This window comes from Cyanobacterium sp. Dongsha4 (assembly GCF_036345015.1).
In the GTDB taxonomy this organism is placed as follows: Bacteria; Cyanobacteriota; Cyanobacteriia; order Cyanobacteriales; family Cyanobacteriaceae; genus PCC-10605.
Map to the genome: position 1 here is coordinate 2,786,506 of NZ_CP084098.1, position 24,453 is coordinate 2,810,958.

At 36.3% G+C, this 24,453-nt stretch carries 14 protein-coding genes; 8 read left to right on the forward strand and 6 right to left on the reverse strand.

Annotated elements, in window-relative coordinates:
• Positions 1–66: 66 nt before the first annotated feature.
• Positions 67–1,440: a gluconeogenesis factor YvcK family protein gene (locus tag Dongsha4_RS11990; protein ID WP_330202607.1), complete on the reverse strand. Its 1,374-nt coding sequence runs from the start codon at positions 1,438–1,440 to the stop codon at positions 67–69.
• Between the two features lie 395 nt (positions 1,441–1,835).
• Between Dongsha4_RS11990 and Dongsha4_RS11995 the strand changes: the two genes are divergently transcribed.
• The 3 genes from Dongsha4_RS11995 to Dongsha4_RS12005 all read left to right on the forward strand — a co-directional run bounded on the left by Dongsha4_RS11995 (position 1,836) and on the right by Dongsha4_RS12005 (position 6,338).
• Positions 1,836–4,136 carry an MASE1 domain-containing protein gene (locus Dongsha4_RS11995; RefSeq protein ID WP_330202608.1) on the forward strand — a complete coding sequence of 767 codons (2,301 nt, stop codon included), beginning with the start codon at positions 1,836–1,838 and terminating at the stop codon, positions 4,134–4,136.
• Positions 4,137–4,294: 158 nt separating this feature from the next.
• Positions 4,295–5,719, forward strand: coding sequence for a dihydrolipoyl dehydrogenase (lpdA, locus tag Dongsha4_RS12000; protein ID WP_330202609.1), 1,425 nt, complete (start codon positions 4,295–4,297; stop codon positions 5,717–5,719).
• 112 nt (positions 5,720–5,831) lie between these two features.
• The gene (locus Dongsha4_RS12005) at positions 5,832–6,338 is read left to right on the forward strand and encodes a hypothetical protein (RefSeq protein ID WP_330202610.1); all 507 of its coding nucleotides are present in this window, start codon (positions 5,832–5,834) and stop codon (positions 6,336–6,338) included.
• A 150-nt stretch (positions 6,339–6,488) separates the two neighbouring features.
• Here Dongsha4_RS12005 and Dongsha4_RS12010 read toward each other — a convergent pair whose 3' ends face one another.
• The 3 genes from Dongsha4_RS12010 to Dongsha4_RS12020 all read right to left on the reverse strand — a co-directional run bounded on the left by Dongsha4_RS12010 (position 6,489) and on the right by Dongsha4_RS12020 (position 11,115).
• The gene (locus Dongsha4_RS12010) at positions 6,489–8,093 is read right to left on the reverse strand and encodes a mechanosensitive ion channel (protein ID WP_330202611.1); all 1,605 of its coding nucleotides are present in this window, start codon (positions 8,091–8,093) and stop codon (positions 6,489–6,491) included.
• A gap of 378 nt (positions 8,094–8,471) precedes the next feature.
• Positions 8,472–9,236: a MinD/ParA family protein gene (locus Dongsha4_RS12015; protein WP_330202612.1), complete on the reverse strand. Its 765-nt coding sequence runs from the start codon at positions 9,234–9,236 to the stop codon at positions 8,472–8,474.
• A 67-nt stretch (positions 9,237–9,303) separates the two neighbouring features.
• Positions 9,304–11,115 carry a TolC family protein gene (locus Dongsha4_RS12020; protein ID WP_330202613.1) on the reverse strand — a complete coding sequence of 604 codons (1,812 nt, stop codon included), beginning with the start codon at positions 11,113–11,115 and terminating at the stop codon, positions 9,304–9,306.
• Positions 11,116–11,156: 41 nt separating this feature from the next.
• Between Dongsha4_RS12020 and Dongsha4_RS12025 the strand changes: the two genes are divergently transcribed.
• The 5 genes from Dongsha4_RS12025 (at position 11,157) to Dongsha4_RS12045 (ending at position 21,006) form a co-directional block, all read left to right on the forward strand.
• On the forward strand, positions 11,157–12,329 hold the full coding sequence (locus Dongsha4_RS12025; protein ID WP_330202614.1) for a DUF7005 family protein: 1,173 nt from the start codon (positions 11,157–11,159) through the stop codon (positions 12,327–12,329).
• Between the two features lie 292 nt (positions 12,330–12,621).
• A complete protein-coding gene (locus Dongsha4_RS12030) occupies positions 12,622–13,731 on the forward strand; it encodes a cyclic nucleotide-binding domain-containing protein (RefSeq protein WP_330202615.1) in 1,110 nt (369 codons plus the stop codon).
• Between the two features lie 113 nt (positions 13,732–13,844).
• Positions 13,845–15,440 carry an NHLP bacteriocin system secretion protein gene (locus tag Dongsha4_RS12035; RefSeq protein WP_330202616.1) on the forward strand — a complete coding sequence of 532 codons (1,596 nt, stop codon included), beginning with the start codon at positions 13,845–13,847 and terminating at the stop codon, positions 15,438–15,440.
• A 375-nt stretch (positions 15,441–15,815) separates the two neighbouring features.
• The gene (locus Dongsha4_RS12040) at positions 15,816–18,065 is read left to right on the forward strand and encodes an NHLP family bacteriocin export ABC transporter peptidase/permease/ATPase subunit (protein ID WP_330202617.1); all 2,250 of its coding nucleotides are present in this window, start codon (positions 15,816–15,818) and stop codon (positions 18,063–18,065) included.
• Between the two features lie 4 nt (positions 18,066–18,069).
• Positions 18,070–21,006: an NHLP bacteriocin export ABC transporter permease/ATPase subunit gene (locus Dongsha4_RS12045; protein WP_330202618.1), complete on the forward strand. Its 2,937-nt coding sequence runs from the start codon at positions 18,070–18,072 to the stop codon at positions 21,004–21,006.
• 503 nt (positions 21,007–21,509) lie between these two features.
• Here the strand turns inward: Dongsha4_RS12045 and Dongsha4_RS12050 are convergent.
• Both Dongsha4_RS12050 and Dongsha4_RS12055 read right to left on the reverse strand, forming a co-directional pair.
• The gene (locus Dongsha4_RS12050; RefSeq protein ID WP_330202619.1) at positions 21,510–22,766 is read right to left on the reverse strand and encodes an FAD/NAD(P)-binding oxidoreductase; all 1,257 of its coding nucleotides are present in this window, start codon (positions 22,764–22,766) and stop codon (positions 21,510–21,512) included.
• Between the two features lie 829 nt (positions 22,767–23,595).
• Positions 23,596–24,435 (reverse strand): leucine-rich repeat domain-containing protein, encoded by an 840-nt coding sequence (locus Dongsha4_RS12055; protein ID WP_330202620.1) that lies wholly within the window; start codon positions 24,433–24,435, stop codon positions 23,596–23,598.
• Positions 24,436–24,453: the final 18 nt, after the last annotated feature.

Below are 24,453 nucleotides of genomic sequence, written 5' to 3' on the forward strand. Positions count from 1 at the left end.
GATGCCACAAGAAAACTTTAGCTTACCCCAACTTAAATGAAGTTATACGGGGGCAGTGAGTATAATTTATCGGCGGGAAATATCCATTAAAAACTGCTTACTATTTTTCACAAATTTTGATTTGGGCATATTACTATACCAACGAAATAAAACTTTTCCTAATAATTGAGGATCATGGCGAACATAAGCACTATCTCGGTTTTCACTCATGACATTGGCTTTAACAATTCTGCGACCCAATTTTTCCACCTCTTCCCGATCTAAATATACAGGATGACAATGTTTTTCTGCATACTTTCTTAAAGCCTCTGGAGAAGGTTGTCTTCCCTGCACCAAAACCGCATCAAATATTTTCTTCCCACACACCTTATCTATCGCTTTAATATGATCACTAACTGTATAACCATCAGTTTCCCCTTTTTGGGTCATTATATTACAAACATAAATTTTAGGAGCAGAACTATTCAAAATAGCTTCTTTAATTTCAGGCACTAGCAAATTAGGAATAATACTTGTGTATAAACTACCCGGCCCTAAAATGATATACTCTGCCTGTTGAATTGCCTTAACTACCGCAGGAGTAGCAGGTGGATTGGTGGGATTACATCCTAACTCAACTATTTTCCCCCTAGCAGAGGGAATATTAGACTCTCCATAAATCACTCTACCATCCTCTAATCTCGCCCACAAAGTAACATCTTCTAGGGTTGCAGGTAAAACTTTCCCCTGAATCGCTAATACCTTAGAACTTTTTGCGATCGCACCTTCTAAATCACCAGTAATATTAGTCATAGCGGTTAAAAATAAATTACCAAAACTATGACCATTTAATCCTTCCCCTGCGGTAAAACGATACTGGAATAACTCTGTTAACAATTTTTCTTCGTCAGCCAAAGCCGCCATACAATTACGAATATCTCCGGGAGGTAAAATACCCATTTCTCGTCTAAGCCTTCCCGATGAACCCCCATCATCAGCAACCGTTACAATAGCGGTAATATTGGCACTATATTCCTTTAAACCCCGTAATAAAGTTGATAAACCAGTACCACCTCCAATAGCTACTATTTTTGTCCCCTTATTTAAACGACGATAATGCCAAAGCACATCGATTAATTCTTCATCTTTATTTGGTTTTAAAACCTCTGTAATTGAGCCTAAAGTGCGAGTTTGCCCCCAAAATAATAAAAATAAACCCAGAAACAAAACTAAGGGGCCAGAAATATGACTAGGAATATAATTAGTAATTTGATCTAAAATATTAAAAATAAACTCGAAAATGCGAAAAACAGGAGTTAAGTTACTCCAAATAGCTAATCCTAGGGCAATCATAAAAGCCCCAATCACACTGGTAAGTAACCAACGCTTCACGAAAATTCCGGGGGAAAGCCATTTAAAAAGATGATTGACTTTTTTTCGGTGTCGGGGTTTTTTTTCCATAATCTTTGAAGGATTTTCTGCAAAACAGGGATAGTAGTTTAATTAATCAAGATTATATCTGAATTCTCAAAAACAAATCGGGGTAACGATGCGAGGTGAAAGGGGGAAGTAGAGAATAGGGGTATTGTTAGGAGTTAGGAGTTAGGGGTTTTTAATTCTTAATCATTTACCATTGCCCATTGCCCTTTTAACTTTGCCCTTTTCACCATCACTCATCGATGAAAATTTATCCCAAACTCAGGTTACTTAGTTAATTTTACTGAGACTAATGCTGAAAATACCCAATTTATTACAAGTTTGTTCGTCATGTTTAATACCTAGTCTAAAATAGAGAGAGCAAAGGTGTCTTTTTATATTTTTAATCTCTTTAATTACCTATCACAAAACCCCCAATAATGCCTTCCCCCGATCATTTTTTGTATATTGAATCTTCAGAGAATAACTTTTTGCCTCGGCAATCTCCTCCTGCTGGTTGGAAATATATTGTAGTTGCGATCGCATATTTTGTCACAGCGATACTTTCAGATTACTTTACTACTTATCCAGAAACAGGTTCAACCCCCATTTGGATTGCGGGGGGAGTAGGAGTAGGTTTGATATGTATTTGGGGAGATTCTTTGTGGTGGGCTTTATTAATAGGTATTTTAGGGGCAGAAATATTTATTTATCAAAGTTGGTTAGGCATTCCTGAGCTAATTTTAACTTTCACTATTACGGCAATTTCCACTTTAGGTAAGTTATTTGCAGTTTATTTAATTCGATTATCCGTTGGTAGCTATCAATTCATTTGTCATATAGAAAGTACCATTAAGTTTATTGCCTATGGTTGTTTTCTGAGTCATTTACCAGTAGCAGTATTATGTTCATTAATAATTTGTTTATTAGGAAAAGCACCTTGGGAATTGTATTTCGACATAAGTTTTACATGGTGGTTAAGTGATAGTTTCGGTATCTTAGTTTTTACCCCTTTAATTATTGCTTGGAATAACTATTTCTCTGGCTTCTTGGTGAAAATTAATCATCGTTACTGGCAAACAATCATCATTGTCGCTTTAACTATCATTATTATTTACTACGTTTCTATTGGCTATAACGTTGAATATTTATTTATACCGTTACTGGTGTGGACGGTTTTTCAGTTTCAGGAATTAGGTGGAACACTACTAACTTTTATTATTACCATTAGTTTAGCAGTAACAACTATCAAGGGTAATAGTTCTTTTTCCCAAGATAATATTAGAAGTTCTTTACTTTTTTTACAATCTTTTATTGCCTGTATTGCTATTACAACTTTAGTCTTGAGTGCTGTATTAAATGAAAAAAATCAAACGGAAAAAGACTTAGCTTCCGCAAATGAAGACTTGAGAGCAACAAATTTACAGTTAAAAAATTTAACCAAACAACAAAGGGAAGATAGACTACAAAGAGAAAAAATTTTAGTGGAATATAATAAAGCCTTAAAAACTCAGCTAAACTTGGCACAGGCAAAAGAAAAAGCAGAAAGTGTGGCTAAAGCTAAAAGTGAATTTCTCGCAAACATGAGTCATGAAATTCGCACTCCGATGAATGGGGTAATCGGTATGGCACAATTATTATCTCTTACTCACCTTAATGAAGAGCAAAAAACTTATGTTCATACTATTATCGATAGTGGGGAAACTTTGCTAACTATCATTAATGACATTCTTGATTTTTCCAAAATTGAATCAGGTAATTTACAATTAGAAGAACGCCCCTTTGCTTTTCGGGAAATTATCAAAACTATTGTTAATCTACTTTCTCCCCAAGCAGAAAAAAATAACATCCAAATTTCTTGCTTTATTGCCCCACAAATTCCCTCTAACTTATTGGGGGATAGTATTCGTTTCAGGCAAATACTACTTAATTTAATGGGTAATAGTATTAAGTTTACTCAGGTTGGTCGCATTAATGTCTATGCAGAGATAAAAAACGTTTATAGTCAACAGGAATGGCAAGAATATGAAATAATGATCAGAGTGGAAGATACTGGAGTTGGCATAGAATGCGATCGCCTTTCTTATTTATTTAAACCATTTTCCCAAGCAGATAATTCCATTACCCGTAAGTATGGTGGCACAGGTTTAGGGTTAGCTATTAGCAAAACTTTAATTAACCTCATGGGAGGCACAATTTGGGTTGAAAGTAACGGAAATATCGGTGGTTTTCCTCCAGAAAACTGGTTTTATCACCGTCCAGAAAAACAACCCGGATCAACATTTTATTTTACATTTAGGGCAAAAGAAGTTCTTAAATGTTATTTAACCTCAAAAAATTCGTCTTTTATTGTCGAAGATTTAGACAATATCAAACCATCAAATCTCAAGATTCTTTTAGCAGAAGATAACCTCGTTAATCAAAAAGTTACTCTTTCCTTCTTAAAAAAACTGGGATATAGTGCAGACATTGCCAAAAATGGACTAGAAGTCTTAAACAAAATTGAAAACAATAATTACGACATCATCTTAATGGATGTACAAATGCCCGAAATGGATGGTTTAACCACCACCAAAAAAATTAGAAAAATGTCCATCAAACAACCTTTTATTATCGCTTTAACTGCCAACGCTTTAGATCAAGATCAACAAATGTGTTTATTTGCAGGAATGAATGATTATATTCGCAAACCAGTGAAAATAGATGAACTTAATCAAGCTATTTTGAAAATTAAGAGTTAAAAGGGCGGCATTGGGCAAGGGGCAAAGGTAAATAGTTGATGATAATTAATAACTTCTAACTCCGAACTCCGAACTCCGAACCCCGAAATCCCCAAACTAAGGTATTATAAGGGTTATGGTTTATTTTTCTCAATTTCAGAAACAAAGTATAAAGTATTATGAGTAAGTCTTTTGATTATGATTTAATTATTATAGGTGCTGGTGTAGGAGGTCATGGTGCCGCTTTACACGCTGTTAAATGTGGTTTGAAAACTGCCATTGTTGAAGCAGGAGACATGGGTGGTACTTGTGTCAATCGTGGCTGTATCCCTTCTAAAGCCCTTTTAGCCGCTTCTGGTAAGGTAAGAGAGTTAAGAGAAACTGAACATTTACAGTCTATGGGCGTTACTGTTGGCGGTGTTAGTTTTGACAGAGGTGCGATCGCATCTCATGCGGGGGATTTAGTTAGTAAAATTCAATCAGACTTAACTAATAGCTTAACCCGTTTAAAAGTAGATATTATCAGAGGTTGGGGTAAAGTAGCTGAATCTCAGAAAGTAATTGTTATTGGTGATGATGGTTCAGAGAAAGTCATCACAGCGAAAGATATTATGTTATGTCCGGGTTCAGTGCCTTTTGTGCCTAGAGGGGTAGAAGTGGATGGTAAAACCGTTTATACTAGCGACCAAGCAGTAAAATTAGAGTCTTTACCCCAGTGGATTGCCATTATCGGTAGTGGTTATATTGGTTTAGAATTTGCTGATGTTTATACAGCTTTAGGCTCAGAAATTACTATGATTGAAGCGATGGATCAATTAATGCCTACCTTTGATCCTGATATTGCTAAAATTGCCGAAAGAGTATTAATTAATAGTCGTGACATCGAAACCTATACGGGCGTATTTGCCACCAAAATCACCCCCGGAAATCCTGTAAAAATAGAATTAACAGACGCTAAAACCAAAGAAATAGTTGATGTATTGGAAGTTGACGCTTGTTTAGTCGCTACAGGGCGTATTCCTGCCACCAAAAACCTCGGTTTAGAAAATCTGGGTATTGAAACCGAAAGAGGTTTTATCCCCGTCAACGATAAAATGCAGGTTTTAAAAGATGGTAAAGTCGTACCCCATTTATGGGCAGTAGGCGACGCTAATGGTAAAATGATGTTAGCCCATGCCGCATCAGGACAAGGTATCATTGCCGTAGAAAATATGTGCGGTAGAGACAAAACCATTGATTATCGTAGTATCCCCGCCGCCGCTTTTACCCATCCTGAAATTAGTTACGTGGGCTTAAATGAGCCACAAGCCAAGGAATTAGGCAAAAAGGTCGGTTTTGAGGTAGCTACCGCTAGAACCTACTTTAAGGGCAATTCCAAAGCCTTAGCAGAGAAAGAAACAGATGGGATCGCTAAAATTATTTTCCGCAAAGATACAGGGGAGTTACTCGGAGTCCATATTATTGGTATTCATGCCTCGGATTTAATTCAAGAAGCGGCAAATGCGATCGCATCTCGTCAAACCGTTCATGAATTAGCCTTTAATGTCCATGCTCATCCTACTTTATCCGAAGTATTAGACGAGGCTTATAAAAGAGCAAGTTAAGAGTTCGGAGTTCGGAGTTCGGAGTTCGGAGTTTTTTAATTGTTAACTCTTGATTGTATATCTTACACTGTTCCCTGTTCCCTGTTCCCTTTTTTAATTATTAATTGAAAACATGAAGAATTACTTAATCGCTGTATTATCCGATCGCATCCAAGCAGAAGATGCTTACACTGCCCTTGAAAAAGCGGGTATTCCCACAAAACAAATATCGATTCTCGGTAAGGGGTATAAAAGTGCCGATGAGTATGGCTTAATTAAACCTGAAGATGAGGGGCGTAAAAATGCCATTAGAATGGCTTATTGGTTAGTGCCTTTTGGTTTTTTTGGTGGTTATACTTTTGATGCCATTACCAGTATTAATACCTTCGGTTGGGCAGGTGAACCTTTTAACCATATTATAGGTGGTTTTTTAGGTGCGATCGGTGGTGCTATGGGTAGTTTTTTTGTGGGGGGAAGTATCGGTTTAGCAGAGGGTAGTGGTGACGCTCTACCTTATCGTAATCGTCTTAATCAGGGTAAGTATTTAATCATTGTTGAAGGAGATCAAATGATCAAAAATCAGGCTACTAGAATTTTAAAAGTTTTTGAGCCTGAAAATTTACAAGGTTATCAAGGATGATTAAGGGGCAAAGGGCAAGGGGCAGGTGCAAAGGTATATAGTTGATAATTAAGAATTAAAAATTAAAAATCCCGTTCACGACCGAAGGGAGTGTAAGAGCCGAAGGCGAACTCTCCTAACTCCTAACTCCTAACCCCGAACTCCCCTAAACTACTTTTTAAAATTATTCACCCAATCCTCTAAAACCTTTCCAGCCACTTCTCTGCCTCCTAAACCAAAAGCAAGTGCGATCGCAACTGCAATACCTCCTGTTAGTAAGCCAAAAGCGAGATTAACAATATTTGGGGCAATGCCGATTCTTTCTAAAGCCATAGCCGAAACCATGACAATAATGGCAATACGAGCCGTTTGGGCTAAGAAATTCGCTTGATTAGTACCAGAGTTAGCAATTAATCGGAATACTAAATTAGCAAAGTATAAGCCAATGGCAAAAACCAGCAACCCTGCTAAAATTTGTCCTGAAATAACAAGAATAAAAGCCACAACACTTCTAAGGGCATCTATTTCCAAAATGTCAACTGCTGTTAAAGATGCAACTAACATCACTGCCACTAAGACGATAACTCCTACAATTTGAGAAGGTGTTTGTTGGGCAGTTGTTTGAATGCCATTTTCTGCTTCTTCTGTTTCCTCTGCTTGAGGACTTTCTTGAGTTACTCCAAGCCAAATGAAAATATTATTAAATCCGACAGTGGTTAAAAGATTTGTGATTAATTCAGATAAATATTGCCCTGCTACATAAGCCAAACCAATAATCACGATCGCAGCAAAAAGTTTTGGTAATATATTTAATACCTGATTGAGCATTTCTGTGGCAGGAGTAGAAATGGCATCGATTTGCAGAGCATCAAGGGCAGTTATGGCAATAGGTATTAAGACTAACACATACACCACAGAACCAACTATTTGAGCCAAAGATTGACTATTTTCCTTTCTCCCTAAACCAAATTTCTCTCCGATTTGATTTATACCACTAGCCACTAATAGATTAATCACAACCTTTTTAATGATTTGTGCAATTACCCAACCAATCGCCCCAATAATTACCGCCGCAAAAACATTGGGTAAAATACCAACAACTTCATTAACTAATTCTTCTAAAGGGCGTAAAGTACCCTCTAATTTTAAAATACTTAATAGAGCAGGTAAAAATAAAAGGTAAATAAACCAGTAAAGAGCATTACCAATAGTTTCACTTAAGGCAATAGTTTCTGTTTCTGAATCATCCCCCTGTATTTGTTGATTAAGGCGTTTATCTACTTCTAGTTTGCCTAAAGCATTGACAACTAAAATTTTGACCACTGTTGCTAATGCCCAAGCCAATACAAGTAGTAATACTGCACCTCCTATACGAGGTAAAAATTGGGCTATTTCCTGTAATAGAGTATTTAACGGTTGGGAAACAACTTCTAAATCTAAGGCGTTGAGAAAGGCAACAATAACAAATAAACTGATAATCCAGCCGATGATTTCTCCAATCCATTGTTCAATCGGTAAAGAAGAAGAATCTTCATCGCTAGTAATCCAAGCGGCAATTTTATTGTCGATTTCAGTCCTATGTAGCCATTTTTTCACTTGTCCCTTAAAAACACTGGCAAAAATTAAACCTATCACCAAAATTAATAAGGCTTTTGCGATTATAATCAAATTCTCCCCCAAAGTTCCATCTAGGGAAAAAGTTTTCATTGAGTTTTCAATCTGAGCAAGAAAATTAATCGTCCTAAAAGACGGATTTAATAAAGAATTGTCAAACATTTTTTTACTATTTTTGATTCTTTACGTTTTGTCCATCTTACTTAGATTTCATTTTTTCTTCAAATTTCTTTTCTCAAATTTACTCTTAAATATTCCTCCAAAAAGTAAAAATTCTAATTAATATCCCATTAATATCCTGTAAAAAAGAGTTTTCCTGAGTCAATTGGTGTATTTTAATTCAAGTTTTAAGAAAAAAGTAATATCTTTCTAAGATTATCAAAATTAGTTTTAGAGATCTGAGATGTTGTACTGGTGCATTAATACTTAACAAAATAAATCCAGAAAATCAATTTAGGAACTGTTTTTATTAAATATTATTACTATTGCCCATTGCCCAGTCTCGATGACACTATTTTTACATCATTTTTGCGTCAACCTCTATTTAATCATTACTGTTTTGGCAATTTCTTTAATAGTTTCTGTAATGGGATGATCTTCATATTTCAACGAAAAAATACCATTACTAGCAAGTTTAATCACATCTTTTGATTCTGGCAAAATTCCCACTACAGGAAGACCATAGGTACTTTCTATTTGTTCTGACATTTTCATGAAGTTATATGCCGCTAATGCTTTATTAATAATTAAAAATATTTGGGGTACTTTGAGTTTTTGTGCAACTTCTACTGTTACCGCAGTTCCCTGAAAGTCCTGTTTATCGGGACGTAAAACCACAAAGACAATATCAGAAAATGTGAGAGATAAAAGAGTTTCTTCGTTTAAGCCGGGGTGAGTGTCAATAAATAAATAGTCTAGTTTTAATTTTTCTACTAGGCTTTGAAAACCATCAAATAACAACTCAATATCAAATCCTTCTCTGAGAATACGAGAAATATCATTGATTTTCATGCTGGAAGGAAGTAGATATATTTTACTGTCTTTATGGGCGTTTTCTTGCAGAACATGGGTTACATCACAAGCGACTTTTTCTATGGGACACTGACCCCAAAGAAAATCATTAAGAGTATATTCTAGTTTTTTCTCATTAACCCCGAAAAGAATATGTACCCCCGGAGATTGAATATCAGTATCCACTATTCCGACTCTATTTCCTTGACTTGCGACAATACTGGCAATATTAGCGGTAAGATTTGATTTTCCAGTACCACCTCTGTAAGAATGAATTGAAATTATTTTAGCCATAAAAAAATCCTCTTAAAAATCTTTTTTTTATCTTAATCAACAAAATAAATAACTAAATAAATTATTTTTAATTTTTAACAGCTCTTTGTAGTTCTGCTTTAGCTCTGTTGTAACCTAATACGGCATTGAGTAAATTATTTTGAGCTTGAACCAGACGGGTTTGAGCATCTAAAACTTCTGTTTGAGTGGTAACACCAGCACTGAATCGAATTTGAGCCGCTTCGACTGCTTCTTGAGCCCGATTAACAGCTTGTCTTGCTGTGTCAATATTTTCCACTTGGGAGGGTAATTGTAGGTATGCTCGTTCTACCTGAAAACGTATGGAATCAGCTTCTTGAGAGTATTCTTGATCTGTTCTGGCAATGTCTGCGTCGGCTTGTCTCGCTCTTGCGTTGGCCGCACCACCGTCAAAAAAGTTCCAATTTAACTGTAAACCAAAAGCATATCCTGTGGAAAAACTACCATCTACTAAGACATTGATTCTGGGGTCATCGGTATAAGATTGTAGCATTTGATAGTTAGCAAACAAGGCTAAAGTTGGTCTAACTTGTGCTAGGGCAATTTCTCTCTGGGCTTCAAAACTTTTTCGTTGGGCTAATTTTTGTTGTAGTTCAACTCGGTTTTTATATGCCATGATGATGCTTTCTTGTAGGGAGTATTCCCACAAATCACTCATTGCGATCGCATCTGAGGCAGAGGGGGTCACAGTAGGGGGTAAATTCAATAAACGAGCTAAATTACGCCGTGAGGTTTGTTGAACGGTTTGGGAATTTCTTAAGTTTTGTATGGAGTTATCGAGTTCAACTTGGGCATTGAGTAAATCCACACGGGTGGCTAACTGGGCTTCTAATTGCAACTGTAAGCCTTCTAATCTAATTTGTCGGTTGGTTACGTCATTTTGGTTAATTTTTACCTCTTGATCTGCTTGTTGAAGGTCATAATAAGCTAAGGTGACATTTAAAACCAATTCATTTTCAATTCTTTGTACTTCTAACTGGTTGATTAAAACTTGTTCCGAGGCGGAATTGATAGTTGCTTGACGACCCGGAGAATAGATATTATAGTTTAAGCTCACAGTGCCATCAATGAAAGTACCTGCATAATTTTTGATGTCTCTTAGGGCTTCCCTACTGCTTTCTAAAGAACTTTGAGCGCTTAGAAGACTTTGTTCAACATTATTTCTTTCTATCAATAAGGAAACGATTGTTGGTATGACAGTGGGATCGGCAGGGTTCAATTGTTCTAATACACTATCAATCTGATCAAGTTGATTTTCAATGGCAGGAATAGAAGACTCTAACTGTGCTATTTGGTTTTTTGTGTCTTGTTCACTCGCATCCGTAGATAAACCTTGAGAAGCCTCCTCTCGACGGGAAGCAGTAACCGCCGCCGAAAGAGTGGGAAACAGAGCCGCTTTCGCTTCGTCTAAGACGGCTTGACTTTTCTCTAAGTTGATTTTGGCTATTTTTAACTGTTGACTATTTCCTTTTGCAACTGCGATCGCATCTTCTAAAGATAAAGGAATAGTAACGGTTTCCACTTCTTGGGGAGTTGTCGGTAAATCTAAAGGATTTGGATTCACTCGTAAGTCTGGAGGAATACTATTTTCAACCTCTGAAGTATTTTGACTTAAGAATAATTTTTCATATTCAGAGAAATTAAATTCTTGTGTATCAATAGCTTGATATTTACTATCAATAAAAGGTGTTATTTCTTCTTTTTTATTGTCTCCCATTGTTAAAGAAGGCTCATTTGCTAATAAAGATTTTTGAGAGATAAACAGAGTAGTTATGTTAACAAAAGTTAATATCAGAAGATAAAAACTGCCACTTCCAAAAACTTTATTTTTAGAAATATAAATCATTAGAAATTTTTTCATTATCTTCATTTATGATGGTAGGAAAAAAGTTTAAAAAGTATATGGATAAAATACAATCACGTTATAAAACCTTAACCAAATTTAAACTAAATGAATCCGAAATTGAAGAATTATTGACTTATAACGAAAATAAGTTCAAACAAAATAGTAATATCAATGATTTTATTTCTTTCCCACTAAAATCAGAACCTCACGTAAAAATTTGGCAAAATTATAAAACTTTAGCTGATAAAATTGGTACTAATAATAGCTTAACTTTTCCATTAGTTCAACTGAAATTTCCCGTGCAAGAGGGAATGAGTCAAAACGAACAGTATCTTCGAGCAGTGCGCAAGGGGGAATGTGAAGAAAACTTCCGATTTGAGGGGGGATTACAATTAACAGACCCAGATAATTTACAACTGGAGATTAAAGACACTCTTGCAGGAGCAATACCTGTTATTATTGCCCCTAATCGTCAAGACTTTGAGCTTTTAATTCAAGCCATCACCAAAAAAAATGAACCCGCCACCATTCCCCCATCCATGGGAGCTTGTATAATTGGAGGTTATAACAATTGGGATCGAATCAAACAATATCGCCTTGAATGGGAAAAGAATAATCCTAACCATTGCACTCAAGAAGACTGGAATCAAGAATTTAAAAGATTAATCCCCCAAAAATCCTTATATCAAGACCGTTTTATTATTCTTAGTCAAGGCTTTTACAGTAATGTTAGTGCTACTCAACTAGGGTTAACAGAACAACAATGGCAAAAACTATCTCTTACTATTCGTTTAGAGCATGAGTGTACCCATTATTTCACCCGTAGAGTGCTTAACTATATGGGCAATAACTTATTAGATGAGCTTATTGCTGATTATCAAGGAATTGTAGCGGCTTTGGGGTATTTTCGGGCTGATTGGTTTCTCCATTTTATTGGTTTGGAATCTTTCCCAGATTATCGTCAAGGAGGAAGACTAGAAAACTATCGGGGTGTCCCACCTTTATCAGATCAAGCATTTAAAATACTTCAGAATTTAGTAAAAACTGCCGCAGAAAATTTAGAGAAATTTCATAACAAATACTTTGACTCTACTCCCACAGAAGAAGAAAGTATTTCCTTACTAATGGCTTTAACAACTTTAACATTAGAAGAATTGGCTTCTAACGATTTCGAGACTCTTGTTCAAGAATCTATAAATTATCAAAAAAAATTCTTTAAGATTGAGTAAATATGGTTATACTTTGGACAAGAATAATTGACTCTGAAAAAAGGAGAAAATCAAGGAGAAATAGGTAATATTCAGATCTTGACCCAGAGAATAGATGACTAATGAAGGTGACAAACAGAGTTGAGTAATAATTTTAATTGAAGCATACTCAAGATATTTGCACCATTTTGGCTAGTTAGTCGATGTTATTTTAAACCAAGATCTCTAATAATAATCAGTATTTTTTATTATCTCAAATTACCAACTTCGCCAAAATAAAACAAATTTAAGATTGCGGAGAATAAATTGAATTATGACAGATGTTTTATTACAGGAACTAAGCAATAGCGATATTGAATGGCTCAAAAACACAGGTCAAACTCAAAGAGTCGCTGTTAACACCCTTTTAATTGAACAGACAAAACAAGTTGATTTTGTTTATATCATTATTCAGGGAGAATTTATTGCCACTTTAACTCGTCATGAAAAAGGACGACTGGGAGAAGTTTTTGCCGCTTTAGAAGATAATCAAAGTCTTGAACAAGAAATTGGTAAATTTTCTGAGGGTGAAATTTTGGGAGAAATGAGTTTTTTAGAAGTGAATCCCGCCGCTAATAGTATAAGAGCGATCGCAGATTCTGTGGTTTTAAGTATTCCCCGTGAATCCCTAAATCAAAAATTACAACAAGATTATGGATTTGCCGCTCGATTTTATCGAGGAATGACCATACTTTTACTCGAAAGATTCCAACATCTAATCACTCTCTATTTGAAAAAAAGACTAGGTCAAATAGCCCCCCTCCAAGAAGTATCCCTCATTTTTGGAGAATTAAGAGATTCAGATGTGGACTGGTTTTTACAAAAAGGTAAATTAGAGACATTTCCCCCTAATACCGTTTTAATTCAATCAGGGGAGCAAGTAGAAAATATTTATATATTGCTTCAAGGAGTAATGAATGTTTCTGTGAGTGAACAGAAAAAAAATCGTCTCAATAGCATTTTTGCTCTTTTAGAAAGTGACGATAATACTTCCTCTGCTCCCGTAGAACGAGAAATTGGTCACATATCAAGGGGAGAAATAGTAGGAGAAATAGCGGTTTTAGAATCCCATCGCTCCTACTGCACAATTAAAACAGTAGAAAACTGTTCTGTTTTGGTCATCTCAAGGCAACAAATGATTCTTAAACTACAACAAGACATCGGTATGGCTTCACGCTTTTATCGAGTAATTGCAAAACTAATGTCAGGTAGGGTGCAAGGCATGATTAGTCGTCTAGGGTTTGGCAAAACTTCTTATTCTCAAGGAGAGGCATTATCTCAAGATACAACTTATGAAGATGAAATCGACTTAGATGTTATGGATAATCTCACCCTCGGCGGTGCAAGATTTGATTGGATGCTAAGAAGATTAAAAGTTAGTTAATATTTGATGACAAAAATTTTATATATCCTTATTTTCCATTGGCACATTAGCACATTAGTTGAAACATAAAACATATAACGAAATATTAGTATATAAGGGAAATTCGCATAGCAATGAGTAAACTATTCAGACAAGAATCTCTCGAACGTCTTTCTTCCCCAGAAAGATTAGACCAATTAATGCAGGTGATAAACCCCAAAGCATGGGTACCTTTAACCGCCATGAGTTCTTTAGTGTTAGTAGGAGGACTTTGGAGCGTTTTTGGTCGTATTCCCCTGACAGTAACAGGTCAAGGAATTTTAGTTCAACCTCGTCGTGTGGTTCAAGTTCAAGCCCTAGGGCAAGGAAGAATTATCACATTAAATGTTAAATCAGGAGATGTGATCAAAGAAGGAGAGATATTAGGCACTATAGACCAATCTTCTTTAAGACAACAAATCGCCCAAGAAAAACAAAAATTAGCCGATTTACTTAACCAAAATCAGGATACAACACAAGCAGAAGGATTAAAAAGAGAATTAGAAAGAGGAACTTTAGAACAAAGAAAAGATAACCTAGAAAAAACTCTCGATCGCGAATCTATCATACCTGTTTTACGGGAAGAAAATTTTGCATTATTAGAAAAAAACCGTATTAATCTACAAAAAAGTCTTGAGAACCTTGAAACAAACGTTCCTCTCGTGCGAAAAAGAAGCATTACAGCCCTTGAAGAACAAAGAAAGAGTTTAAATGAGCGTATTCGGCAAATTAATGTCCTGCTACCCACCCTCAAAGAAAGAATTGAAAGTCGCCGTAAACTTCTCGAAAAGCAATTAATTACAGGGGATGCCCTCTTAAGTGCGGAACAACAACTATTTGAAAATATTGCCTCATTATCTAACCTAGAAGCAGAATTAAGTCAACTTGATGTGAGAGAAGCCCAAATAGAACGAGAATATCTACAAGGTTTAGATCAAATCAATAATCTTAAAAGTAAGCTCCAAGAAATAGAAGTACAAAAAACAGATATGCAACGACAATATCTGGAAAGTCTCAATCGTCTTGATGATATTCAAAACAAAATAGATGAAGTTAACAGCCAAATAGCCAGTATAGATCAACAAAAACTAGAATCATCCTTTAACAGATCCAATCAAGTCGATGAAGTAAAGCGTAAAATAGCTCAATTAGAACTTCAATTGGCGGATCAAGGAAAAATTATCAGCAAACATCATGGCAAGATTTTAGAATTAGCCATAGTACCGGGTCAAGTAATTCAAAGTGGTACTCGTGTTGGCTCTATTGAAATCGATGAAGAAGACAGCCCCTTGATTAGCGTTACCTATCTTGCCGACAGAGACGGACAAAAAGTCAAAGAAGGAATGACAGTTCAAGTTACTCCTAGTCTCGTCAAAAGAGAAAGATACGGAGGAATTTTGGGCAAAGTAACCGATGTTTCAGATTTTCCCGTCACTACTCAAGATATGACTGCAATTATCGGTAATCCAGAATTAGCCCAACAATTAGGACAGGAAAAAGCACCCATACAAGTATTTGCTGAATTGGAAAAAGACCCTAACACTTTTAGTGGTTATAAATGGTCTTCTTCTAAAGGTCCCAATGAAGAATTATCCCCCGGCACTACAACCACAACTCGTATTCAAGTGGGAGAAGTTGCACCCATTTCCTACATTATTCCCCTATTTAGATCTTGGACGGGGGTTTATTAAAATTTGCCTTAAAAATATTTTAACAAGCCTAAAATTGACAATAAAATATCTTAATTTAATTTATTTTGTGCTTTATATCAAGTCTATAAAAACTATTTTTAAATTTTAATTTAAGCTGAATTATGGATAAAATTTTCTAGTTTTAGCAGGAAAAAGAAAAGAGGGAAAAAAGATAATAATTTACAAAAACATATATTTATTGATTTTCTTCTTTTTAATCTTTTAACTGAATTATTAAATATTAGAAAAATAAAACTGTCAAACCTATCCTTATTAGATATTCTTCAGACAAACTGAAGTTAATTCAATCAACTTTATAACCATAACCATACCCGATAACTACTTTTTTACTTTTAATATTGGATGTTATAAATTATGGCTTTTGCATTTTTATCAAAACTATTTTCTTCTCCCCAAACAAAAAGAGTTCGTACTCCTACAGTCATTCAAATGGAAGCTGTGGAGTGTGGTGCGGCGGCATTGGGGATTATTTTAGGTTATCACCGTCGTATTGTACCCTTACCCGAATTAAGGCGAGAGTGTGGGGTATCCAGAGATGGTAGTAAAGCATCAAACGTATTAAAAGCCGCCAGAATATACGGCTTAAATGCTAAGGGCTTTAAAAAATCCTTAGAAGAAGTACAAAAACTTCCACCCCCTTATATTGTTTTCTGGAATTTTAACCACTTTTTGGTTGTAGAAGGATTCGTAAAAAATAAAGTCTATCTCAACGATCCAGCTTCAGGTCCTAGAACCATTACCCTAGAAGAATTTGACCAAGGTTTCACAGGAGTTGTCTTAGTTTTTGAACCGGGACCAGAGTTTACCAAAGGAGGGAAAAAACAAGGAATTATACCTGCTTTAACTGCCCGTTTACAAAATTCTCACGCCGCAATTTTATTTTGTCTTTTAACGGGTCTATTTTTAACTATTCCCCGATTAGCCGTACCAGCATTTACTCAAGTTTTTATTGATGAGGTGATAGTGGAAGGTCGGCAAGACTGGCTCAAACCGTTATTATTAGTAATGTTATTTGCCGTTATCCTCATAGGGGTTTTAGCAAGATTGAGGTTGACTTATCTGCGAAGATTGATGCTGAAACTGTCGATTTCTATGTCAGGGCAATTTCTGTGGCACACTTTGCGTCTCCCCATTGGTTTTTATGCTCAAAGATACGCAGGAGAAATAAGTAATCGATCGCAGCTTAATCAAAAGGTTGCTAATATTTTATCGGGACAGTTAGCCACAACGATCATTGATACGGTGATGATTGTCTTTTATGCCTTAATCATGTTCCTTTATGATTGGGTATTAACAATAATGGTTATTTTCTTTGCCGCCATTAATTTCGTCGCCCTGAGATATTTAGCCCGTACCAGATTAGATGCCAATGCCAGATTAGCCCAAGAGAGCGGAAAAGTGGCGGGGGTTGCCATTGGGGGAATTATGACCATTGAAACAGTGAAAGCCGCAGGTTTAGAATCAGACTTATTTTCTAAGTTTGCAGGTTATTATTCAAAAATGGTTAATGCTCAACAGGAATTGAGTTTACCCTCTCAAGTTTTATCTTCTATTCCTAGTTTATTAACCTCTCTCGCAACCACAGCTATTTTAGTGGTAGGAGGTTTTCGGGTGATGAATGGCAATCTTAGTATTGGTATGTTGATTGCTTATCAGGCTTTAACTCAAAGTTTTTTATCTCCCGTGAATAACCTACTTAATTTCGGTAGCACTTTACAGGAATTAGAAGCAGATTTAGGACGTTTAGATGATGTTTTAGCCAATCCTATTGATCCTGAAGTAGAAAGAGGGGAAGAAGTAGAAACCACTACCCAACTAGCAACGGTGAATCAAGATAATTTTAAACTAAAAGGTTATATTGAATTACGCAATATTAGTTTTGGTTATAGCCGTTTAGAACCCCCTTTAATCAGTAATTTCAGCTTAAGTATCAAACCGGGGCAAAGAGTGGCTTTAGTGGGGGGCAGTGGTTCAGGTAAATCCACCGTCGCAAAATTAGTAACGGGACTTTATGCACCTTGGGAGGGAGAAATTTTATTTGATGGTATTCCTCGTACCCGTTTATCAAGGGCGGTTTTAGCTAATTCTTTGGCAATGGTAGAGCAGGAAATCTTCCTTTTTGCAGGTTTAGTACGAGATAACTTAACTCTTTGGGATTCTACTGTGCCTGAAGAGTATATTGTTCAAGCCTGTGAAGATGCGGCAATTCATGATTTGATTTTAGCTATGCCGGGGGGTTATGAAGGGGAGTTAATTGAAGGGGGTATGAACATGAGTGGAGGACAGAGACAACGTCTAGAAATTGCACGGGCTTTAGTAAGAAATCCCTCAATTTTGGTCTTGGATGAAGCCACAAGCGCCCTTGATGCGGAAACAGAGTTAATTATCGATCGCAATTTGCGCCGTCGAGGTTGTTCTTGTGTTGTAGTTGCTCACCGATTAAGTACGATTCGAGATTGTGATGAAATTATCGTTTTAGATCGAGGCAAAGTAGTACAACGGGGAACTCATGAGGAACTAAGGGAACAAGGAGGTATTTATGCCCAGTTAACCAGTTCTCAAGAAACCGAAGAAGAAGAACAAGAACAAGGAGTATTGATCTAAAGTTATGACAGAACAAACTTTATTACCCGAACAAATTTTAGTTAAAGGTAACGAACCTTTATTGTTAAATGATCCTCAAACCGTGTGGTTAGTGGAGTCAGGTTCAGTAGTATTATTTTCTACCCTGATTGAAGATGATAAGCCTCAAGATATTCGTCGTTATTTATTTACCGCCGTAGAGGGAGAAATTTTACTAGGAGTTGATTTTCTCTCGGATGAATATGGCATAATTGCGGTGGGTTTAGAGGAAACGGTTTTAAGAAAGTTCTCTTTTCAAGATTTTTTTGAACCCTTGATCCAAAAAACTTCTGATTCTGACCCCAATCAAGATCTAAAACAAATTACCCCATTAGAAACATGGTTACATCATTGGGATGAGTGGTTAGCCCGACAGTATGTAAAAATCACTGAATTTCCCTTAAGTTTGGTTACAGCCGAGGGTAGTCATTTCATTTCTTTAATTGAAGGACAAAGTCTTCAAGCTAGAAAAGAGCAGGTAGCTTGGATTGACGTTCGCTCAGGAAGTTTTCATTGGATGGGATTAGAGGAAATAATGCTTGAGTCGAATTGCTCTGTTTTTCCCCTTACTCCTGAAATGTGGTTAAATACAAAAGAACAGACGGAAATTTATACCTGTCCCACTTCTGATTTAGAAAATTGTCAAGATTTAAGTCTAAGTTTAAATCAATTTCATCGTTATTTATTGCATTACCTTGGTTTAGTTGTTGCCAAGGAACAAGAGGAGAATTTCCAACAGTTTCAGCAACGGCAGGAACTTAATGTTCAGGTGACAGAAAGTGCTTTGGGGGGATTAAAAGAAGTTTTACACCCTGAAGAGGTGGGCTTTTTCCAAGAGGGAATGCCTTTGTTAGTTGCGGCTGGGGCTATTGGCAGAGTTCAAGGAATTACAATTCTTCCTCCAGCTAAGTCAGAAGATTTGAGTCGGATTAAAGATCCCCTAGATGCGATCGCACGGTCTTCTCAATTTCGTACCCGTCGGGTGTTGTTAATGGGGGAATGGTGGAAGCAAGAAAATGGACCTCTTTTAGCTTATACCCTAGAAGATGATAATCCTGTGGCATTGCTACCCCATCAGGGTAATAAGTATGTTTTGTTTGACCCGATTACTAAAACTAAAACCCCTGTAAATGAGGCTATTGCTGAAACTTTATCGGTGGAAGCCTATATGTTTTATCGCCCTCTGCCTACGGGAATAACTAATTTTTTAGAGGTGTTTAAATTTGGTATTCGGGGTTATGAAAAAGACGTAATTGCCATTGGTATTATGGGTACTGTCGGTACTCTTATGGGGATGGTGACACCTCAAGCGACTAACCTTTTAGTTAATAATGCCATCCCTGACAGCGATCGAGGTTTGTTATGGCAAATTGGTTTGGCTTTATTTGCGGCGGCTTTTGGACAAGCGGCCTTCCAGTTAGCTCAAGGGATTTTTTCTTTAAGGGTAGAAAGTGCGGCCGATGGAGTTTTGCAACCTGCTGTATGGGATCGCTTAATTAAACTCAGTCCTGCTTTTTTCCGTAAATATGCCACAGGGGATTTATTGGTGCGTTTGTTGGCGGTGGGGCAGATTCGTTCTCAGTTAAGTGGGGCGACTCAACGTACTCTTTTAAGTGGTATTTTCGCCCTATTAAATTTAGGGTTAATGTTTATTTACAGTGTCAAATTAGCTTTAGTGGCAATGGGCATAACCCTTGTAGCGGCAATTGTTACCACTGTTTCTAGTACCATGCTTGTACGGCGACAAAGGAAAACAGAGGAGTTAGACGGGGAGTTAAATGGTCTCAGTATTGAGTTAATTAACGGAGTTTCAAAATTGAGGGTTGCGGCCGCCGAAGAAAGGGCTTTTGCGGCTTGGGCAAAAAAATTCGGTCAACGGACAAAGTTAATGGCTGGTATTCAAAGAATTAATGATAGTGTTACTGTAGTCACAGAAGCCTTACCCTTAATGAGTTCGGTATTATTATTTTGGTTTGCCATTATGTTTATTCAAGGTGCGATCGCAAAAGGCATACCGGGGGGCTTAAATGCGGGTACTTTCTTAGCTTTTAACTCTGCTTTTGGCACTTTTTTCAGTGGTGTAATCGATCTGAGTGTTACTATTACCGATGTCTTAGAAATTGTCCCTCTATGGGAAAGGGCAAAACCTATTTTAGACGGCAAACCCGAAGCAGACGTTACCAGCGCTGACCCTGGGCGTTTAACGGGACGTTTTACAGTGGATCATGTTACTTTTCGTTACCGTGAAGATGGCCCCTTAATTTTAGATGATGTCACCATTGAAGCAAACCCCGGAGAATTCATTGCTTTGGTAGGTCCTTCAGGTAGTGGTAAATCAACAATCATGCGTTTGTTACTTGGCTTTGAAACCCCTATAGCAGGAACAATCTATTATGATGGGCAAGATTTAGCAGGTTTAAATCCTCAAGCTGTCAGACGACAATTAGGGGTTGTTTTGCAAAATGGGCGTATCGGTGCAGGTTCTCTGTTTGATAATATTACTTCTGGAGCTTTAGTTACCCTTGATGAGGCTTGGGAAGCGGCAAGAATGGCAGGTTTTGCAGAAGATATTGAACAAATGCCAATGGGAATGCACACGGTTATTAGTGAGGGGGGAACAAACCTTTCTGGGGGGCAAAGACAAAGGCTTTTAATTGCCCGTGCTTTAGTGCTGAAACCAAAAATTATCTTCCTCGATGAAGCCACAAGCGCCCTTGATAATCGCACTCAATCCATTGTTACCAAAAGCCTCGATCGCATGAACGCCACTAGAGTAGCGGTAGCCCACCGTTTAAGCACCATCCGTAATGCCGATCGCATCTATGTTTTAGAAGCAGGGCGAGTGGTACAGGTGGGCAATTTTGATCAACTTATCAAAGAAGATGGATTATTCGCTAGACTTGCCGCCCGACAATTAGAGTAAGTTGTGGGGAAAAGGGCAAAGGTAAATAGGGAATAGGGAATAGGGAATAGGCAATGGTTTAATAATTAACCTGAGTTTTGGATAAGCTGAAAGCTGAAACCAACTCGTAGTCAGAAAACCTTATAGCTTCTTAGAAATAACGATAAAATTGCCTTAACCCGAACTAACGTTAAAAATATATTCAACCCCTACCACCCCAAACCCTAAGCCTCTACTTCCTCCTCTCATCCTCTCTTATCATCTGGTCATCATCCTAACACCTGCAACCTGACCTGAGTTCGGAGTTCGGAGTTAGGGGTTCGGAGTTAAAAGTTATAGTTATTGACAAAAAAGCTGAATAAATTAATTTCATAAGAATTTATTTAATTATTTTTTCTCGCAAAATTTTCTCTGCGATAACTCTCAACTTCTTATTTTTCAAAACTTTCTTCATCGAACTCAGGTAACCTGCAACCTGAAACCTGACACCTACCCTTATCGGATATTCTTAAACAGAACTGAGGTTATTTTAGTAAACCTAATTTTTTCAAGATACTGGTTTCAAAAGGTTTACCTTTTAACATTCGATTCCAGTATAACCAAGGTAAAAGATACCGTTTGACCAAAAACATACTATAACGCTCTTTTGCTAAATCAATGAAAAAAGAAGAAATGGGTTCACCCTCATAATTAAATTCTGCTAAAACTACTGAATTATAACTGGTAATAATCGGGCAACAAGTATAACCATCATACTTAGCTTTCAGAGGTTGAGATTTCATAAGAGATAGTAGATTTTCCACTACTATTGGCACTTGCCCACGCACGGCGGCGGCCGTTTTTGAAGTGGGCAAAGAAGAAGCATCTCCTAATCCGAAAACATTGGGATACTGTAAGTGTTGAAGGGTATATTTATCAACATCAACCCACCCCCCTTGAATACCATCATTTTCTTGTGCAAAAGGGCTTTCTTTAATAAAATTTGGGGCACTCATTGGCGGTGCAACATGAAGTATATCGTATTCAATGATAACTTCTTTTGTGCCATTGGCTGTAATTACATCGAAAATAGCTTCTTTAGTATCTGCTTTTATCTCTTTGAGGTTATGTTGATATTTAACTTCTATTCCCTGTCTTTCCACAACTTCATCTAAAACATCGGAATATTCTTTAACCCCAAACATTCTAGTACCTGCTGTACAAAACATCACCTCACTATTAACACCTACACCACTTTTTTTCTTGAAAGTTGCATCAGCCATATACATTACTTTTTGTGCCGCACCCCCACATTTGATAGGTGTGTTGGGGTAAGTAAAAATGGCTGTACCCCCTTTGAAATTATCAATTAGCTTCCAACTGTAACCCCCTAAACCTGCATAGTTGCTCGTTACCCCATTTTTGCCTAAAGTTTCTTTTAAACCTTTAATTAAATGTAAATCTAGTTGACATCCGGGACACAAAATCAGATATTGATATTTAACAACTGTGCCTTGACGAGTAATGAGGCTATTGTTATCAGGATTAAATTTTGCTACAAATTCTTTAATCCAATGAACTTGTTTAGGCATTACTTTTTTTTTGTCATGGATTATCTTATCAGGATCGATTAAACCACCACTAGCTAAAGTCCAACCCGGTTGATAATAATGTTTTTCAGAAGGTTCAATTACTGCAATATCAAGATTTTTGTCTTTAAGTAACAATTGGGCGGCGGTGGTTATTCCGCCACTACCTCCACCAACTATTACTATTTGATGAGAATAGGTTTGATGTTCCATTAATTTATTTAATTTTGTATAAGTCCGAATAATAATTTTTGTAGGTTCAGAGCTTGATTTATTTAATAATTACTCTTAGCTTTAATATTTTTATTATATAACTATATAATTAAGTGTACAATAAGTAAATTTTCCTGATGGTAAGTAAAACCACTGCTCAAATATTTTGTTCGTTGCCTTAATTGTTTTGTTAGAATCTTCTAATTTAATAGAGTTTCTGTTTGTGGCGATGAACTAAAACCCTTAAATTTGTGATTAGTCAATCAAAGAATTGAAAATAAATAAATGCTCAATTTTCCAACTAGAAATCTTAAATAATCATTTCTGACTCTTTTATTTACTTTTTCGGCTCTTCAGAGTATAAGTAACCTGAAGTTAGGGATAAATTTTCATCTATGAGTGATGGTGAAAAAGGCAAAGTTAAAAGGGCAATGGGCAAAGGGCAATGGGCAAAGGTAAATAGTTGATAATTAAAAGGTGACAGGTTTCAGGTTTCAGGTTTCAGGTGTTAGATGTTAGAAAATTTCCGAATTTTTAATTCTCCCTACTCCCTACTCCCCACTCCCCTACTTTTATAAAACCCCTAACTCCTAATTCCTAACTCGTTTCTCCCCAATCCCCTAACAATCTGACACCTACCCTTACCCGATATTCTTAAACCGAATTGAGGTTAATTAGTACAAACCTTAACTGACAAGAAGTTTTGCTCAAATAAAAATACAATGGTTATAAATTAACAATTTTAATTCCACCTAAAACCTGCTCTGCTACCTTTCACCTTTTATGGACAATTAATTATATTTTTGCGTAACATCAGTTATTAATTTATTTATCTATTACCGATGAAACAAAGACTATCTCTGTTGTTGGGGCAGAACTGTCGTGCTACTGGATTTTGATGTAGATATACCCTTTCTAAATTTTTTAAATCCCATAGGGGTTTGATTCCGACTTCTGTTACTTGATTGTTATTGAGGGATAATTCTTCTAGTTTACTCAGTTTTGCTAAGGGAGTTAAATCAGAAATTTGATTATTATCTAAAGATAATTCCTCTAAATTAGTTAAATTTTCTAATGGTTTTAAATCACTAATTTTGTTGTCTCTAGCATATAATTCTTGTAAGTTAGTTAAATTTTCTAGTGGTTTTAAATCACTGATTTTATTCTGATTAATATATAAAGTATTAATTTTTTTTAGGTCTTTAATTGCTTCAAAATTATTAGTATTAATATTGCTGATATATAATTTTTCGAGGTTATTTAATGATTTTAAAGGGGTTAAATCTTGAATGGGATTATGACCTAAAACTACTTTCTTTAAATTGGTCATCGATTGTAGAGGAGAAATATCGACAATATTGTTATTGTATAAGTTTAAGTCTGTAAGATTGATAAAACTTTTGAGTGGTCGTAAGTCGGAAATACTTTGATTTGCTATAGTTAAAGTAAATACTCTGGGGGCAATTTCGGCGGCTTCTGCACAATTTTTTACATTTAAAGCCTTAGTGATTGCATTAATGGTTTTTTCTGTTTCAGCAGATAAAGATTGTTGTTCGCACCATTGACTAAAACTGATGTTTACATTTTGTGCATCAACTTCTGTCGGTGAATAAATAAGAGGAGAAATAATTACACCGGCAATAAATAAACTTTTTTTAATTAAGGACATTTTAACCTCTATTACACT